This is a genomic window from Trichococcus shcherbakoviae (genome assembly GCF_963666195.1).
Classification (GTDB): Bacteria; Bacillota; Bacilli; order Lactobacillales; family Aerococcaceae; genus Trichococcus; species Trichococcus shcherbakoviae.
In genome coordinates this window covers 2,393,794-2,410,892 of sequence record NZ_OY762653.1, presented here as the reverse complement: position 1 = coordinate 2,410,892, position 17,099 = coordinate 2,393,794, and the positions used below count along the sequence as shown (strand labels likewise).

15 protein-coding genes are annotated in these 17,099 nt (G+C 40.5%); 2 read left to right on the top strand and 13 right to left on the bottom strand.

The features are described from left to right. Positions 1–128: 128 nt before the first annotated feature. From ACKPBX_RS11475 to ACKPBX_RS11415, 13 genes are all read right to left on the bottom strand, one after another. Entirely contained in the window at positions 129–1,133 is a 1,005-nt protein-coding gene (locus tag ACKPBX_RS11475) for a glycosyltransferase (protein ID WP_319995450.1), read from the bottom strand. Positions 1,134–1,141: 8 nt separating this feature from the next. After that, complete coding sequence (locus tag ACKPBX_RS11470) at positions 1,142–1,690, bottom strand: acyltransferase (protein ID WP_319995449.1); 549 nt, start codon at positions 1,688–1,690, stop codon at positions 1,142–1,144. A 4-nt stretch (positions 1,691–1,694) separates the two neighbouring features. Continuing rightward, positions 1,695–2,819 carry a glycosyltransferase gene (locus ACKPBX_RS11465; protein ID WP_319995448.1) on the bottom strand — a complete coding sequence of 375 codons (1,125 nt, stop codon included), beginning with the start codon at positions 2,817–2,819 and terminating at the stop codon, positions 1,695–1,697. Positions 2,820–2,844: 25 nt separating this feature from the next. After that, positions 2,845–3,987, bottom strand: coding sequence for an EpsG family protein (locus ACKPBX_RS11460; RefSeq protein ID WP_319995447.1), 1,143 nt, complete (start codon positions 3,985–3,987; stop codon positions 2,845–2,847). 11 nt (positions 3,988–3,998) lie between these two features. Further along, positions 3,999–4,895 carry a glycosyltransferase family 2 protein gene (locus tag ACKPBX_RS11455; protein ID WP_319995446.1) on the bottom strand — a complete coding sequence of 299 codons (897 nt, stop codon included), beginning with the start codon at positions 4,893–4,895 and terminating at the stop codon, positions 3,999–4,001. Between the two features lie 80 nt (positions 4,896–4,975). Beyond that, positions 4,976–6,109 (bottom strand): glycosyltransferase family 4 protein, encoded by a 1,134-nt coding sequence (locus ACKPBX_RS11450; RefSeq protein ID WP_319995445.1) that lies wholly within the window; start codon positions 6,107–6,109, stop codon positions 4,976–4,978. A gap of 59 nt (positions 6,110–6,168) precedes the next feature. Then, a complete protein-coding gene (locus ACKPBX_RS11445; RefSeq protein ID WP_319995444.1) occupies positions 6,169–7,329 on the bottom strand; it encodes a glycosyltransferase family 4 protein in 1,161 nt (386 codons plus the stop codon). 4 nt (positions 7,330–7,333) lie between these two features. Next, positions 7,334–8,197 (bottom strand): NAD-dependent epimerase/dehydratase family protein, encoded by an 864-nt coding sequence (locus ACKPBX_RS11440; protein ID WP_319995443.1) that lies wholly within the window; start codon positions 8,195–8,197, stop codon positions 7,334–7,336. A gap of 2 nt (positions 8,198–8,199) precedes the next feature. Further along, a complete protein-coding gene (locus ACKPBX_RS11435) occupies positions 8,200–8,814 on the bottom strand; it encodes a sugar transferase (RefSeq protein WP_319995442.1) in 615 nt (204 codons plus the stop codon). Between the two features lie 622 nt (positions 8,815–9,436). Next, positions 9,437–9,631, bottom strand: a complete 195-nt coding sequence (locus tag ACKPBX_RS11430; protein ID WP_319995441.1) for a hypothetical protein — start codon at positions 9,629–9,631, stop codon at positions 9,437–9,439. A gap of 179 nt (positions 9,632–9,810) precedes the next feature. After that, entirely contained in the window at positions 9,811–11,067 is a 1,257-nt protein-coding gene (gene uvsE / locus ACKPBX_RS11425; RefSeq protein ID WP_319995440.1) for a UV DNA damage repair endonuclease UvsE, read from the bottom strand. Positions 11,068–11,115: 48 nt separating this feature from the next. Further along, on the bottom strand, positions 11,116–12,105 hold the full coding sequence (locus ACKPBX_RS11420; protein ID WP_319995439.1) for a Gfo/Idh/MocA family protein: 990 nt from the start codon (positions 12,103–12,105) through the stop codon (positions 11,116–11,118). 392 nt (positions 12,106–12,497) lie between these two features. After that, positions 12,498–15,002, bottom strand: coding sequence for a CoA-disulfide reductase (locus ACKPBX_RS11415; RefSeq protein WP_319995438.1), 2,505 nt, complete (start codon positions 15,000–15,002; stop codon positions 12,498–12,500). A gap of 601 nt (positions 15,003–15,603) precedes the next feature. Here ACKPBX_RS11415 and ACKPBX_RS11410 point away from each other — a divergent pair. Both ACKPBX_RS11410 and ACKPBX_RS11405 read left to right on the top strand, forming a co-directional pair. Beyond that, positions 15,604–16,053 carry a flavodoxin gene (locus tag ACKPBX_RS11410; protein WP_140186521.1) on the top strand — a complete coding sequence of 150 codons (450 nt, stop codon included), beginning with the start codon at positions 15,604–15,606 and terminating at the stop codon, positions 16,051–16,053. A gap of 100 nt (positions 16,054–16,153) precedes the next feature. Continuing rightward, positions 16,154–17,053, top strand: coding sequence for a hypothetical protein (locus ACKPBX_RS11405; protein ID WP_319995437.1), 900 nt, complete (start codon positions 16,154–16,156; stop codon positions 17,051–17,053). Positions 17,054–17,099: the final 46 nt, after the last annotated feature.

Genomic DNA, 17,099 nt, shown 5'->3' with positions numbered 1-17,099 from the left:
AATCTTATCGTCGAACTATGTTTCAATAAACCGGGATACCGAATTCGATAGATTAGCCAAAAAAATGTGAATATATTCCCCATAAAGTAAGACATGAAATTATTTTACCAGAATATTCTTTTGATTTTTCAACTAATTCTTTTTTTCACTGTTATTATAGATTTAAAATAATATGCAGAACATAAGAGAAGAGGCATATTAAATACGATAGACGCTTTAATGAACTTATCAGATTTATTTAGCGGTTTAAATAATTTTATTTGCTCTGTTGTTACTTTATCAAGGAGTATTTTTTTTATATTTTCATATTTGTTTGTTATTTTTAGATTATTGTTATAAAAAAACATATTGGAACAACAATAACGAATTCCATCTATATGTGCCTTCGCTACAACTCCCCTAGTATTATCATTGAAACCAAATAGCTTAAATATAACTTTTTTCCTAGCATTAAAGCCTATTATATGTAAATCGTAGGAATCGTCATAATATTGTTTTACTAAAGTTTCACGTTTCCTACTAATATAATTATATAATTGTTCATTAAGATATTCAATATTATCTGTATTAGTTAATACATATTCATTAAAAACAATATCTTCAACTAAGGACAGGCCTTTTTGAAAAGTATATTCGTTATTTTTAAGATAGGATGTTTTATATAATTTATTCCAAGCATAACCAATAATACTGATCATAGAATCTAGATTATTTATATCAATTATAACAGCTTCATTATTAATTACTTTTTCGTTCTCATCTAATACTTTATTATATAAGCCAAAAATTACAACATCTGCATTTTTTTCTATAGCTGTGGTTAAAGACTTCTCTATCATATCAAGTTCAACGTAGTCATCACTGTCAATAAAGCAAACATGTGCTCCTTTAGATATTTTTAAACCTGAATTTCTAGCATCAGATAGTCCACCATTTGCCTTATGAACCACCTCTATCCTAGCATCGTATTTTGCATAATCATCAACTATTTTAGCTGAGTTATCCGTAGACCCATCATCAACTAAAATAATTTGTAGATTTCTATAAGTCTGATGTATTATAGAATCTATACATTTGTTAATATACTTTTCTACATTGTATACTGGTACAATAATACTCACTAATGAATCCATATTTCCTCCTACTCTACATATCCTATTCCATCTTCTAATTCAACAATCATTTCCCTTTTTTTTTCTTCAGAAATATTTTTGCGTAATGTATACTCTTCTCCATAAAGTGGTCTTGTTTTTATTAAATCATCATTTTTTGCATGGTATTCATGTAATGGACAGATGAACTTGACCGGATTACCTGCATATACACTATTTGAAGGAATATTTTTCGAAATTACACTTCCAGCACCGAGAATAACATTATTCCCAATTGTAACATTAGGTAAAATTATACTTCCAGCACCAATAAAAACATTATCACCAATCTTAACACAACCAATTTTTGTATAATTAAATAAATTTTTTGTACTTGCATCATGAGCTAGTACATGTACTCTAGGAGCCATTGTAACATTATCTCCAATTGAAATTAACCAACAATGCGACGGATCTAAAATAACACCATTTAGTCGTTTGAAATTATCACCCACTTTTAACCCCATTTTAATAAGTCTTTCCGTGGTATACTCTCCTCTAATTCTATATATTAGCTCTTTGATTAATTGCTTAACCATGCCGTTACTCCTCACTTAAATTATCTAACAACTCTTCAACAGCTTCTACAGTTCTTTCTGTACTGAAAAAATCTCCTCGTTCAATTGCTTTTCTCTTGTAGTAATTTAACAGCCCCGGATCATTTAGCATTTGTCTAATCCCCTCATATAAGGCAACTTCATTATTTTCTGTAATAATCCCATATTCATTGTTTTCACCCAACATTTCTTTCATGCCTGAACATAGTGTTGTAACTACTGGAGTACCTACAATCAAAGATTCTGTAACCGCCGTACTATAACCTTCACGAAGAGATGAACACACATACAAATCACACTTTGAAACATATTTATAAGGATTATCTTTATAACCCAAAAAAGTAAAGCTATCTTTTATTCCATTTTGTTCAAGAAATGCTTCAATATTTTTCTGTTCTGGACCTATCCCTAATATGTAAAAATGATTTTCTAATCCTTCATCTAATAATTTTTTATGAATTCTCGCTAACGCGATGAAATTCTTTGAGGGTATTATCTTTCCAACAGAACAAATATTTATTATGTCGGGGTTGAATTTAATATCACTTACCAGTTCATTAGATATCTCGCGAATTTTTCTTGTTTCAATAGTATTGTATAACACTTTAATGCTGTGCCCTACATCAGAAACTTTCATAAATCCTTTCATTACCATATCAGACACACAAATAATTTGATCAAGATTTTCGTAGCATTTTTTCCCTTCCTTATAATTTCTAAAACCTATAGCCAAATCCGATTCATTGTAAAATTCTGTGTGTATCCACGCTATTTTTTTTGATTTATATTTCTCATTAGCCTCACTAATTAATCTCACTGAAGCACCTTCCAAATATGCAATTTCAATATCGTATCCATCTTCTACAAACAATCTATATGCAAGGTTTAATGGGAATAACTTTAAAAACCAAGTGCTCCCTCTGAAGTTTTTTTTGAAGATACTTTTATACTTTATGTTGTTAGCAAGATATTGTTTATTAATTCCTATATCCAAAATAGTTTTTACTGTTATATCATATTTTCCTTCATCTAGATTGTTTACTAGATTCACTAATACTTTCTCGGCTCCTCCATGACTTAAACTAGGAATCAAAAACAATACTTTCTTCATACTTTTCACCTCTAAAATATTCATATTAATAAAAATAGTTTGTCATCCATCTTCTGTAGATATTTAATACCTCACTAATATACCCAAAACCAGCCCACGCAATTACCATTTGATAAAAGAAAAATACTAAGTAAATAATTATGAACATATAATACACTATTAACTTAGATTTTTTGCTAAATACATTAGTCAACAACCAAGGTATTAAAATTAAATTATATAAAGAAAAATAAATAGGCATCCGTCCAATAAATATACCGCTTGTCACAGTACCTAATAAAAAAAAGCCCACCGCAATCATCGACATATTTATAGCGATTTTAATATACTCAGGAGCTATCTTTTTAATATATTTCCTATTCCAAAACGCAATCATTACTGGAACTGCTTCAAAAAGTACTCTAATTATATTTACTCCATCATCCACTTTAAATTGTTCTGTCATAACAGAATACGGAGTATCTGAAATGGCGCCATTAAAAACATTTAACAATTTATCCACAAACACTACACTTAAAATGATCATAATGCTAAATACACTCATTTTTCTTCCCCATGGTTCTGTATTAACAATAAAGTAAACTGGAATCAGTATTACTGCAGACGCATGAACAGTTGAAAGCAGAATGACTACTATTAAAAACGTTATTGTTTTTTTTTTGATAATAAGTCTAAAACACCCAAAAAGTAATGCTGCAACCAAGAATTGACGTGCCCCATTGAAGAGCCACGTAAAATAACATGAGGTGACAAATAGAAACATACTAAAAAAATAATTGACCGAATACTTGTATAACGTCTTAAAAATCGGTATACAACTTAATGTTACGATTGCGAATAGCCACACTTGATAATCACTTGATAATAAAGTTTTAAATATCGAAGAAAGCAAAACAAATCCTAAATCTTTTTCCTCCTGTCTTAAATAACCTGGAATATCATTAAAATTATTAGGCATTGAATTAAACCAAGATATATACGCACCTGTGTCTGCAACTCCAGAACGTAACCCTGCAAAAAAAACAATTACTACCATTACTAATATCGCCATGAATAAATTAACTTTATTTAGTTCATATCCTTCAACTAATACTACATCTTTCTTAATATGAGTTCCAATAATTCCAAACAAAGAAACCCACACCAATATTATCCAAAAAATCAGCATATTATGATCCCCTATCTTTTGTAGTGTATATTGTATCTAATATACATTGTTAGAAGACACCCAAAAGGAAACATTAAAGCCGTTAATAGCTTATTTGGAGACTTAGTAATTATATGTTTATATTTTTTCGCTATAATACAACTTGAAGTATAATGAATTGCATTTTTCACTTTAAAAAGTAAGCTTGATTTTTTTAAATTCATATATAATATCCGGATTTGTGCAAAACTGTTGGGACTATCTACATACTGATTGAATATATTTTTTGTCATTCCTTCTTCCAAATATTCTACAAAACACAAATTTTCATTTAAAACAAGAAACCTATAATCTTCTCCAATCAACACATTCATATAGTTTGGATTGAAATTCTTCTCATTATTTAAAGTTGGCATAGGTGCAACTTTCTTATAAAGTTCCGTTCTCATAACTATTTTTTTATCACCGACTAATTTCTTTGTAATCATTAATTCATTTAAATCAACATCTTTTACATCCGGTAGAGGTTCTCCTATAATTTCATTTTTTGTGTTGAAATCTAATCCGATAATTCCCGCGAACTTAACGTCTTTTTCTTTTTCCCATAGTTTAAGGATTTTCTCAATGGCATTATCAGGCATATAGTCATCTGAATCAATACAAATACATAATTCTGTGTCCATTATTTCTATAGCTAAATTATAGCCAGTATGCAGCCCTCCATTTTTCTTGAAAGAATACTTAATCTCGAAATCATTGGATTCTCTAATCCACGATTCAACTAATAATTTCGTTTCATCTGTAGATCCATCATCTATAATTAACCAACAGAAATCCTTGATGGTTTGATTTTTTAAACTCTCGTAACACATATGTAGCAAATGTGCTCTATTATACGTTGGTGTGAAAACTGTTATTGTTGGCTTCATTTATACCCTCCTATTTTTAAAGATACAGTCTGTAAACTATGTCTCTTGAGAACAAAAATTTCAATCTTACTTAATTTCAATTATATACTTTTGTACAAATTAATTAATCGTCTCTCCATTTCATTCCAACTATAATCTTTTTCGTAAAGTTTTTTCATCTTACATGAAATCTCTGCCCACTCAGATTTACGAATTATTAGATTTTTCAATCCAAGCTTAAGGCTTTCTTCATTGTACTCTACTACTTCACCGATATTATTTCGAGAAACGATATCGTCCATTCCAGTATTATTAACCATAATAATTGGCTTTCCAAGCATTAATGCTTCATAAAACTTATTCGGGGCTGCATAGTAATGATTTGGAACTTCGGGATCATAAATTGCTGTCATAATATCACAATTTCCTTCTAACTCTAAAGCTTTGCTATATGATAATTTTCCATAATAAAATATATTTGAACATTCTCTTGATTTTTCTTTAAAATATCCTTCAAGAATTCCGAATCCCCCAACATGAAATTCATAGTTAGAATTATTTGCAATAATTTCTGTTAATTCTTTTAAAAATCTCCTCTCTTCCAAAATTCCCACATAGCAAATTTTTATTATATCTTCACTAAATTCATCTACTCTTTTTTTATTTTCTATTATTGGAGGTGAATTATGTATTACGGTTAGTTTATTTGGACTAGTACCTTTTATCTGCTTTTTTCGTTGTTCTGAACATATAATAACTGCATCTGCTGTATTAATTATTTTATGATCCAATTTTTCTACAGAATTTTTTAAATATCTAGGTATATTGAAAGCATCAACATAATAATCAAAAATATCGTATACAATTTTTTTATTAAGTATTTTTGCACATAGCAATGCAGTATTTGCCGTATCAAAATCACATGCATGAATAATATCAAAGCTTTTTCGATTTTTGATTAACCATATTGCTAAGTTTAATTGAAATTTTAATAGTGGATATAAATTCTTTTTTACTCCTCCTCCAAATGAAGCTGGAATACCTACTCGGTATATTTTTGACTTTCCATTTTCAAAATTTAAATTTGATACTTCAATACCACGCTTACTGTATCTATCCCATGCAACAATTTTTACATCATAGCCTTCTTTGATGAGACAATTTACTTCTTTTTCAACTCTTGAATCTGGCGAAACAGGGTTTGAGCGTAAGAAAACTATACGCTTATGGTTCATTTCATCATCCCTTCACAAATGAGAAATTTACTATTATTTTTGCATTTTCTAACAAAACCTTAGTAATTTTCTTTATTTATAGAACTGTATATTATATTCATATGCTCTTTTATTATATTTGAATCAAATTGTTTAATAGTATTTATATTTGTATCACAAAATTTTTGCGCCAATAATCTGTCTCTGTTTACTTCATCAATCTTCTCAGCAAATCCATCTACATCATCAGTTTTTAAAATATACCCACCTTTTCCATTTTTAATTAGATCTGTATTGCCTCTAATATCTGTACAAATAACAGGTATTCCTACTGCCATCGCCTCCATCAAAGCTACTGGTAGGCCTTCTTGTAGTGATGGAAATACAAAACAATCCGCAGCATAAAGCAATTCTTTCACATCATTCCTATACCCAGCAAAAATCACTCTGTCTTCAATGCCTAGCTTTTCTGAAAGATTCTTTAAATAATCCTCAAGCTCCCCCAAACCGCAAAGTAAGAACTTTACATTGTTTGATTTCACTTTAGATAGAGCATTAATGATAACTTCATGATTCTTACGTTTTGAAAGCTGTCCTGCACTAAAGAGCAAAAAATCTTCATTATTGATACCCAGTTTTGTGCGAATCATTTTTTTATCTGCTCTCGATGATTGAATTGACTTTACATCTATCCCAATTCCAGGAACATATTCAATTTTTTTTGATTTGAAATTCTTTGCTCTACTGTAGTCTTCTAAATTTATAGTTATAATAACATCTGTACATTTAGCGCAATATCTTTCAATAGGATAAAATAAAATCCAATTAAGTATAGGGGCTCCTGTATAAAAATGAAATCCATGAGCTGTATAAATAACCTTTGTGCCACTTTTTCGATATTTTTTACAAGCCATTCTTGCAATAACCCCACCGATAGGGGAGTGACAGTGAACAATATCATAATTGTTCTCCTTCAACAACTCACTTAATTTTTTATAAGCCTTCATCATCGAGCCAATTGCTATAATTTTTCTTGGTACAGGAATATGATAGGCGCTAATTCCCTTTTTTTCTAACTCCTCTCTGAATTCGTTCACTTTGTCTTGAGAAGTAATACTACCTTGTTCAAAATTACAAGCAACATCAACTGTATAACCTAAATCTTCTAATATCTTAATATTATCCATATTAAATAAATCTATCATTGAAGCAACAGATGCAAACATTAATGCTTTTTTCAAAATGCTAGCCCTCCGTTTTATTTATTGATTTTCGCAAATTATTTATTTGATAACTTTTTTTATACATTGAAATTTCTTTATCATATAATAAACTCCCAAACACTTTGTTTATGACGTTTACTTTTCTACTTAATATTTTCAGTGTAGGATTAAATAGGTAAATCAATCTGATTTTTTTCCCATTAGCTTCAGCTATTAAGCTTACCATTTCTGAGGTCTTTATATATTCTTCATTCTGTGGAAAAAAGATGCCCTTTTCCTCATTTACAATCATTAATCGAATAAATTCAGTTAAATTATCGATATGAAGCATACTTCTTTGATTGTCGATATCTGGAAATATGGGTGATTTATTAGCAAACTTTGCCAATAACGGATAGTTCCCTTTTGAGCCCTTACCGTATATCATTGGCGGACGTATAACTACTACATTGAAATCATCCGACTGTAAAGGAAGGATACCTTGTTCCGCCTGTAGTTTGCTGTCCCCATAGAAATTAGCCGGTTGCGGGACTGTATCTCTCGTGATTATTTTGGTTTCACCAATTTTGCTGCTTGCACCATAAACAATCATGCTGCTCATAAAGATGATCTGCTGGACTCCTTCAGCTTTAGCTTTTTGAGCAATTTCAATAGTAAGATCTCGATTAACTTTGTAGTAGAGTTCTTCTTGATCAGCTTTCGCATCTTGGTGGGCAATGCCCGCTACGTGAAAAAGCGTGTCGTATGGAGAAAAATCAAGTTCTTTCCATTCACCATTTCTTGTGTCAACAGTTTCCACTTGATATTCTTCCGGCCACTGTGAGACCCATTTTTCAAAACAGGTGCCAATATAGCTATTGGCACCTGTAAGCAATATTCTCTTCATTTCTATTGATTACCTCCTTCACTTAGTGTTCCTGTGCCGCCTTCAATAACTCCGTCACTTTTCAAAACGCTCGTTATGGTTCCGACAAAGCATTTCACATCGAAAGCGAAATTCATTTTTTGAATGTATTCTCCATCCAACTCAGATTTGACAGTAATCGGTAGCTCATCACGGCCATTGATTTGAGCCCAACCGGTCAAACCAGGGCGAACATCATTTGCATTGTATTTATCTCTTTCAGCAATCAAGTCGTACTGGTTCCACAATGCTGGGCGCGGTCCAATGATAGACATTTCGCCTTTGATGATATTGAAAATTTGAGGCAATTCATCCAGGCTTGTTTTTCTCAGGAATTTGCCGACCTTTGTGATGTACTGATCTGGATTTCCTAATAAATGCGTTGGTGTGTCCTTGGGTGTATCGATACGCATCGTACGGAACTTCAAAATATTGAAATGCGTTTTATTGATGCCGACTCTCTTTTGTTTAAAGAAGATTGGCCCCGGCGTATCCATTTTTATTGCAATAAATAAAATTAAGAATAATGGCGATAAAATGACTGCGGCCAATACCGAAAGAACTAAGTCAATCACTCTTTTTACTTTCAAATACTCCATACAGCACCCCTATAATTATTTTTTTCTTCTTATAATTGTGTCTAAGATATAATCACATAAAGAAAATATCTTTCAGTATTTTAAATGATAACATTTCTACAACCGTTTTTGCACAAAAATAGAATTTTTTTTGAAGTTTTACTTAAAATTTACTTTTTAAAGCCGAATGATAAGAAAGCAAACGAATACATTATGAAGAGACTGTGAAATCACGCTATTCTAGCCTTTTGTTTTTGATACCGAAAATTAGAATAAAAGCTTAATTACGATTTAGTGTTTTTAAGAATTGCACCGTCCTTATATTTAATATTTTGCATCATACAATACCCACCCAAGAGTTTCGCTTTGTTAGTTCTTTCTTGCAAACCATGCCCTCTATTATAATCCTTTTCTGATCGCCATCTTATTTTATATTCCAATAATCATAATTTCAGGTAACACTTTTCCGGAACGCTTGTTACCTCCAGTTAAGACAACTCCGACGGAGGTGCGCTGCTTGCGAGTCGCTCACCTCCGGTCAACAGCCGCTCGGCGGAGATGGGACTGCTGGCACAGCAGTGTTCTCCGATGAGGCGGATCTTCGTCGGAGGTGGCTAGAGTCTCAGTTTTTTTGATAATCCTCTTACGCTGTTCCGCTTGCGCAGAACAAGACGATGATCGTCACTAAAGTATGGACGAATCCATCTTGCAGAAGTGTCCTTTTTTCATTGGACATCCATTTGGTTATCGCACGCGGCATCCACAAGGCTCCTTCATTGATGACATCGCCCAAGCGGATGGCCAATCCGATGCCTGTAGAAAAGATAAAGTTAGGCATGTTCTGCTCCCGCGTATCGATGCTTTGATTGAATGGGTGTCCAGGAAAACTGCGAATAGCCCTGCTAGGGTATGCAATCCATATCGCATACCCTAGCAGGGCTATTCGTATTGAAGTATACAGCTGATTCTTTGACCGTTAAGAACCAAATAAGATAGAGACATCCCACTCTATGGATATCATAGATAGAAGTATAAAGACTGCAACAGATATTCCGAGTCATATTTATCAGCTAGCTTAAAAAGCTGGCGTTTCAATGTTGCCAGCGTGCCTGTGTTGTTCCGGTAGTTGCTGAGGTTCTTTTCGTACTGTCTGCGCTCGGCTTCATTCGCTTGTTTCTTGAAGTAGCCCCATACGTGGGCTGCGGCGTTTTCGGCGTAGCCGGGATTTGTTTCTACAGCGAAGGCGCTGTCGATGAGGCGATAGAATTCTTGGACCGGGTAGGCTTCTTTGTCCTTCAGCAATGTGCGGATGGCTTGATAAATCGCCGGCGATCTTTCGAGGATGGCGTACTTGTAGCGGCCCCATTCTTTTTCCAACAGTGATGCTTTTGGCGCGATTGTCGTCGCGTTTTGGCATTTGATGGCGGACAGGTTTTTGTCCTTCACTTCCAGCATGATGTCGATCTGTTTGTCCTCCAGCTGTTCGTGGAAAGTTAGGAAAGTCTCTAGGTGGATCGTATCGGTATGGGCACCGGGCCGTTTGCCTGGCGCCTGCTGGGAGTAATGGATTTTTTGCTTTCCATCCGCTTCTTTCCAGGTTTTTTTGGCTTCGGCGATCCAGTATGGATCGGCGCCTCCTGAAGGAGACGGATTGATGGCATGGTGCAGATTATCGTAGACGGCAGGGATCTGGAGTCGGTCCGCCAGTTCGAGGACCTCTTCGATGTTGTAGAGCCGATCGTCGTTCTCGATGATCAACCGGTTTTGGACAGGTTCCGGAAGTCGGCGGAAATTCTGTTCGAAGCGCTGAAGTGCTTCTTTTTTATCCCCATAGATGCCCCCGACATGCAGGACGATTTTGTTGGTTTGATTGGTCCCAAGTGCGGTCAGGATTCTGTCGTGGTAAATCAGATCGGCGATGGCGCGCGCGACGACGTCTTCGGTCGGCGAATTCAGGACGGTGTATTGGCCCGGATGCAGGGAGACGCGCATACCGCTTTTTCGGATCTTGGAGCCGATGCGGTCGAAGGCTTCTTTGTGGATTTCCGGCCAAGCAAGTGCATTGACCGGACTCGAACCGAATGGGATCAGATCCGAACTGATGCGGAACAATTTGATGTCGTTCTTGCGGTTGTAGTCGATCATCCGCTCCAGGGCGGCGAGGTTGTGCGCGGTCACCTCCGTCAGCCTTTCCGGGATCGCGTTGCGTTGCATGAGGCTTCGGATGTTCGTGTTGGGTGTGCCGATGTTGAGGCAGGCATAGCCGATGGACATAGAGGCCCTCCTTTAGATTTTCTGTTCGCTATTTTTGGTTTCTTGAAATCAGCGCTCGTATCTTTTACGGTAATCCTTCAATAGAACATCAAACATGCGGATGCCGTTGGTTGCGCTGGCGGCATCGGCCGGACTTTTCGCTTTACCGTTCAGTTCGTCAACGACGGTTTGGATAAACGGCATGGCGACATGCTCCGGCGTTTCGAAAGTGTAGGTTGTTGTTTCTCCGTCCTTGATGAGGCGAATCCACTCGAAACTTGTGCCTTCGAAGACCAATGTCCCTTCCGATCCGATGATCGTCACTTCATCCAGTTCGAAGTCCGCGACATAGCACCAGGCGGCCGATCCGACGACACCGTTCGCGAAACGGAAGGATGCCGACACGGTGTCCTCGACTTCATAGAGTCCGGCCCGGTTCTCGACGATGCCGGTCATCGCTGTGATGTCGCCGAAGTAATAGGTCAAATAATCGAGAACATGCACTTGGATATCCAGATCCTTCCCGCCTCCTGCAGCCGGCAACAGCCGCCAAGGCAAGTTTTCCTTGTCGAAGTCTTCAGTGGCTGGTTGCTGGTATTGGCGAATTTCCACCAATTGCGGTTGGCCGATGGTGCCATCATCCAGCAGTTCCTTGATTTTCTGGAATTTCTCGAGCGCCCGGCGGTAGAAGCTGACGAATACCGGCAAGTCTTTTTCCTCGGCCGCATCCAGTATCGCTTGGCATTCCTCGAACGTGCGCGCCATCGGTTTCTCAATCAACGGCACCTTGTTCGCCGCAATCACCTGCATGGCATAGTCGAAATGCGTGGCCGGCGGTGTGGCGATGTAGACAGCCGTGATTTCTTCGTCCGCCAGCAGTTCCTCGACTGTTGCGTACACCTGACCGTTTCCGTGGCGTTTCACCCAATCATGCGACTTGGCTTCGGTGCGATTGTATACCCCCTTCAAACGGGACCCGTCCGCTTTATAGAGCCCCGGACCACTTTTCTTCTCCGTTACATCGCCGCAGCCGATCATTCCCCATACAGTCTCTTTCATATCTGTCCCCTTTTCCGATTTCGATTGTTTTTGTATACAGCCTATTATACGCGACCGTAGGTTGGTTTACCTGCAGAGATGCCTCCCTCATACAAAACAAGCCCCCGAAACGACTGCGTGCGTCGCTCCGGGGGCTTGTTGCTACTTTGAATTGTGAGGTTCTGTTTGGACGAACAAGCTACAGGTGTGCTACCGTCCTGGGCATTCGCCCGACAATTGGGGAATGGTGTCGAGCGAACGCGATTTTGTTTTTCGTCGGCTTTTCGGTAACCTTCGCTTTCCGTTTAGTCGACACCCTGGTTTTTCGTCGGCTGAACCAACCATCCAAAACAACTGAATGTCAACACAAATAAGGCCCCCGCCGCGGCGGGAGCCTTATTTGTGTTGCTGGATTAGATAAACAGGTTCAAGTTCGAATCCATCGTGTCGCCGATGTAAGCTGCTACACCGCCGAAGTCCACGCCTTCGATGATTTCCTCTTCTTTGATGCCCATGATGTCCATGGACATTGTGCAGGCTACCATCTTGACGCCCATTTTTTGCGCTTGGGCGATCATGACCGGCAGGCTGTCGACGTTCTTCTGTTTCATGACAGCTTGGATCATTTTCGATCCAACGCCGCTCATGTTCATTTTCGATATCGGCAATTGGCCTGCGTGGTTCGGCAGCATGATGTCGAACATTCTTTCCATGCCGCGTTTCGCTACGCTGACTTTCTCAGGACGCTTGATGACGTTCAAGCCCCAGAAGGTAAAGAACATCGTCACTGGCTTGCCGTAAGCTGCCGCTCCGTTGGCGATGATGAAGGAAGCCAAGGCTTTGTCCAAGTCCCCACTGAAGACGACCATCGTTGCGCCATCTTTCGTTTCCTGCAGGACAGGTGCTTGTGCCGCTTGGGCTGCCAATGCTGCTTGGTTGAAGCCGGTTGGTTCCGCTGGAGCTGCTGCGCCGCCTTTGCCTTTCGCCACGTGAGCGCGGACGATTTTGCCGTCGATTTCTTTCGAGATCAGCGTGTTGCCGGTGTTCTTCGTCCAGGCAGCGATGTCCGCCAGGAAGCCGAAGTCGGATGCTTCGATGATCAGTTCCTGACCGTCGACCATCTTGTCCATGTTCTCCTTCACTTTCAGGATCGGACCCGGGCACTGCAGTCCGCAGGCATCGACTTGGATCGTGTTGCCGACCGGTTGGGCTGGCTTCGCGTGTGTCGGTTCCACATGCACGGCCTCTTCCGGCGCTTCTTCTTTATAATTTAAAACAGTGTTCGCTTGTTTGTAGGTTTTGTAGCCGCCGTCCAGGTTCTTGACGGTGAAGCCGTTCTGCATCAGGATGCGGGCTGCGTTGTAGCCGCGGTGGCCGACTTGGCAGAACACATGGATCGTTTTGTCTTTCGGCAATTCGCTCATGCGCGCACGGATGTCGCCCAACGGAATCGTGTAGGCATCGCCCAATACACCGGTCGCCAATTCGAAGTCTTCACGGACGTCCAGGAAGAACGCGCCGCTTTCGATCAGGCCGTCGACTTCATGCCATTGGAACGAATCGACTATGCCTTCCAAAAGGTTGGAAGCTGCATAACCTGCGATGTTGGCTGGATCTTTAGCGGATGAATACGGTGGTGCGTATGCCAATTCCAAATCCGGCAAATCATAGACGGTCGCGCCCAATTTCATGGCTGTCGCGATGACGTCGACGCGTTTTTCCACGCCTTCCATCCCCACTGCCTGCACACCCAAAATTTTGCCGTCCAAGCCGAACAACAATTTGATGTCCAACGGGGACGCGCCTGGGTAATAACCAGCATGGGAGTTCGGATGAATGTGGACAACTTTATAGTCGGTGCCGAGACGTTCCAAGGTTTTCTCGTTGTTTCCGGCTGCCGCCACCGTCAATTCGAAGACTTTCGCAACAGAAGTTCCCATCGTGCCTTTGTAGCGGACATCCATGCCGTTCAGGTGATCGGCAACCAAGCGGCCTTGGCGGTTCGCTGGCCATGCCAACGGAACGACTGTCGGGCTGCCGTTGACGAAGTCTGTCACTTCGATGACGTCCCCTACTGCAAAGATATCCGGATCGGATGTCTGCAATTGGTCATTCACGACGATCGCGCCTCTGAAGCCTGTTTCCAAGTTGGATTCGACAGCCAAATCGTTTTCAGGTGTCACGCCGATGGATAGGATCGTCATATCTGTATTCAGCACTTTGCCGCTGTTCAAGCGAACTTTCATGCCGTTCTCTTCGAAGGCTTTGACGCCATCGCTCAAGATCAAGTTGACGTTATGCATGTCGATATGGGCATGGACAGATTGCGCCATTTCGAAGTCGATCGGTGCCATGACCTGGTCGCTCATTTCGACAAGGGATACGTGGATGCCCAGTTCCCATAAGTTTTCCATCATTTCCAAGCCGATGAAGCCGCCGCCGATGACCGTCGCGCGTTTCACTTGATGCTCGTTGATGTATGCTTTGATTTTGTCCATATCCGGGATGTTGCGCAACGTGAAGACGTTCTGCGCGTCCTCGATGCCTTCGATAGCCGGTTTGATCGGACGCGCGCCGGTCGAGATGATCAATTTGTCGTAGCTTTCTTCAGTTATAGCGCCTGTTATGACGTGTTTCACTGTGATTGTCTTGCTGCCGCGGTTAATCTTCACGACTTCGCTGAAGTTCTTGATGCCGATGTTGAATTTCTTCGCCATGCCGCCGACTGTTTCCAACAACAAGTTATCGCGCTCTTGGATGACGCCGCCGATGTGGTAAGGCAGGCCGCAGTTCGCGAAAGAAATATATTCACCCTTTTCAAAGATGACGATTTCATCCTCTTCATTCAATCTTCTCAAGCGTGCCGCTGCAGTCGCCCCGCCGGCTACACCGCCGATGATCACAATTTTACGTTTCATTATATAAAATCCTCATTTCACAAAGTTTTTAAGTTTCGGTTATCTGCTGACAATAATACCCCGGTAGGTATAATTTGTAAAGGGAAATGTGTCGAGAATGTTAAAAAACTTTTGCACAAACTTTCGGCACCGACGAAAAGGGCTTTCGTCGGAGTTGGGGTTCCGATGATCTGCTTTCCTCCTGTTACCGGGCTCTGACCGGAGCTGAGCGCGTAATCAGAGTCTGTCCTCCGACGAGCGAGTCCTCCTCGGAGGTGAGCGTTTTGCGCTCGCCTCACCTCCGGAGAAGGCGTGCCTGGTAGGAGTTGGTGCTTTCCTCCGGTGAGCGCCCTTCTCAACGGAGGTGGGATCTTCGGTATTCATCTTCCTCCTGCAATCGAATGTTGGCCGGAGCTGGGCGCGGATTCGTACCTCCGACGAACAGACTCTCGTCGGAGGTACGAATACCCTCACCGCCTCTGCTCCTGCGAAGGCCGCGCTCGTCGGAGTTGCGCGGCCGCAGAACACCCTGTCGCAATTCTGCGATTATTTGATGCCAAGCGGATGGAACTTTGGTATACTTTGAATAGAAAGCAATCGTGAGAAGAAAGAGGGAAACACAATGGCATCAGCATTGATCGTATACGCAAGTTTGACAGGAAACACCGAAGAAATCGCCGATATCGTCGCAGACCAATTGGAAGCATTGGGCGTTGACGTGGAAGTAAAAGAATGTTCGCAAGCTGCACCGGAGGACTTCTTGGCATATGACATGAACATCATCGCGACTTACACTTACGGAACGGACGGCGACCTGCCGGACGAATTCATGGACTTCTATGAAGAGATGGAAGATGTCGACTTCACAGGCAAAATTGCCGGCGTCGTCGGATCTGGGGATACGTTCTATGAATATTACTGCAAAGCAGTCGATGATTTCGAAGCGCAATTCAAAAAATTCGGCGCAACAATCGGCGCAGAAAATGTCAAAATCGACTTGAACGCCGAAGAAGAGGACATCGCGAACCTGCAAAAATTCTCTGAAGCGATGGTAGCTGCCCTTAACAAATAAGCAACACCCTTCATTACCGCAATAACAAAAAAACAAGAGTCGGCATTCGGGAATCCCTGCGGTTGGCTCTTCTTTTTTACAACAGGAAGGAGGCGGTTACATGGACGTCGGAATGGAATATGAAATACTGATGCTCCAGCTGGGGTCGTTGGCCCGCAAGCTTTTCAACGCCGAGGAGAATCTTTCGAAATACCAAGAAGCACTGGAAAAAGCTACTGCGACATTGGAAAAGGAGAACCGCGACCTCGAACGGCTGCGCAATGACAGCTTCTCGAATACCCTCCTGAAACTATTCGGCAACTTCGACCGCCGCTATGACAAAGAGTACCGCGAAATCATCGGCGCCAAAGTCGAGTTCGACAAGGCCTACGCGATGAAGATCGCCGCCGCACGCAGAGTCAAGGAAGTCGAAGCGGACATCGAAGAGAAAAAGCTGCGGCTGCGCAACATCAAGGAAGACGTCCTGCGCAAACATCCGAACATGAACCAAGTCGTCAGCGAGCGCCAACAACAGATTCTGGCCATTCAGCACGAATGGCGCGAAACGAACGAAGCCGAACAAGCCGGAATCGCGGTGCTGGAATCCCTATCGGATATCATCAGCGGTCTCGATGCCGCCGATGTCCTTTCGACCTGGGATCTGATCACCGACAGCAGCCTCATCCTGGATTTCCTGAAGCACGACAAGTTGGATGCCGCTGAAGCCTCGCTGCTGCATCTTGAACAGACCGTCTATACTTTTGCGCGCGAGCTGCGCGACTTGGATTTCGTCTTCGAAAGCGACCTCGAGACCATCTCCTCCACCCAGCGCGCCCTCGACATCTTCTTCGACAACCTCTTCTCCGATTGGGGAACGAAAGTTATCATTGAGAAGAATATCGAAAACCTGAAGAAGCTGCAGGATAGCACCGAGGATGTCATGGAAAGTTTGGCTGAGAAGAAACGCGAACTGGAGACGACTTTGGAAGTGTTGGCGGTTGAGGATGATACGGTAGCGTAAAAACTTTTATTCATAGGTCTTCGGTAAAAAAACTCATTAATAAAGA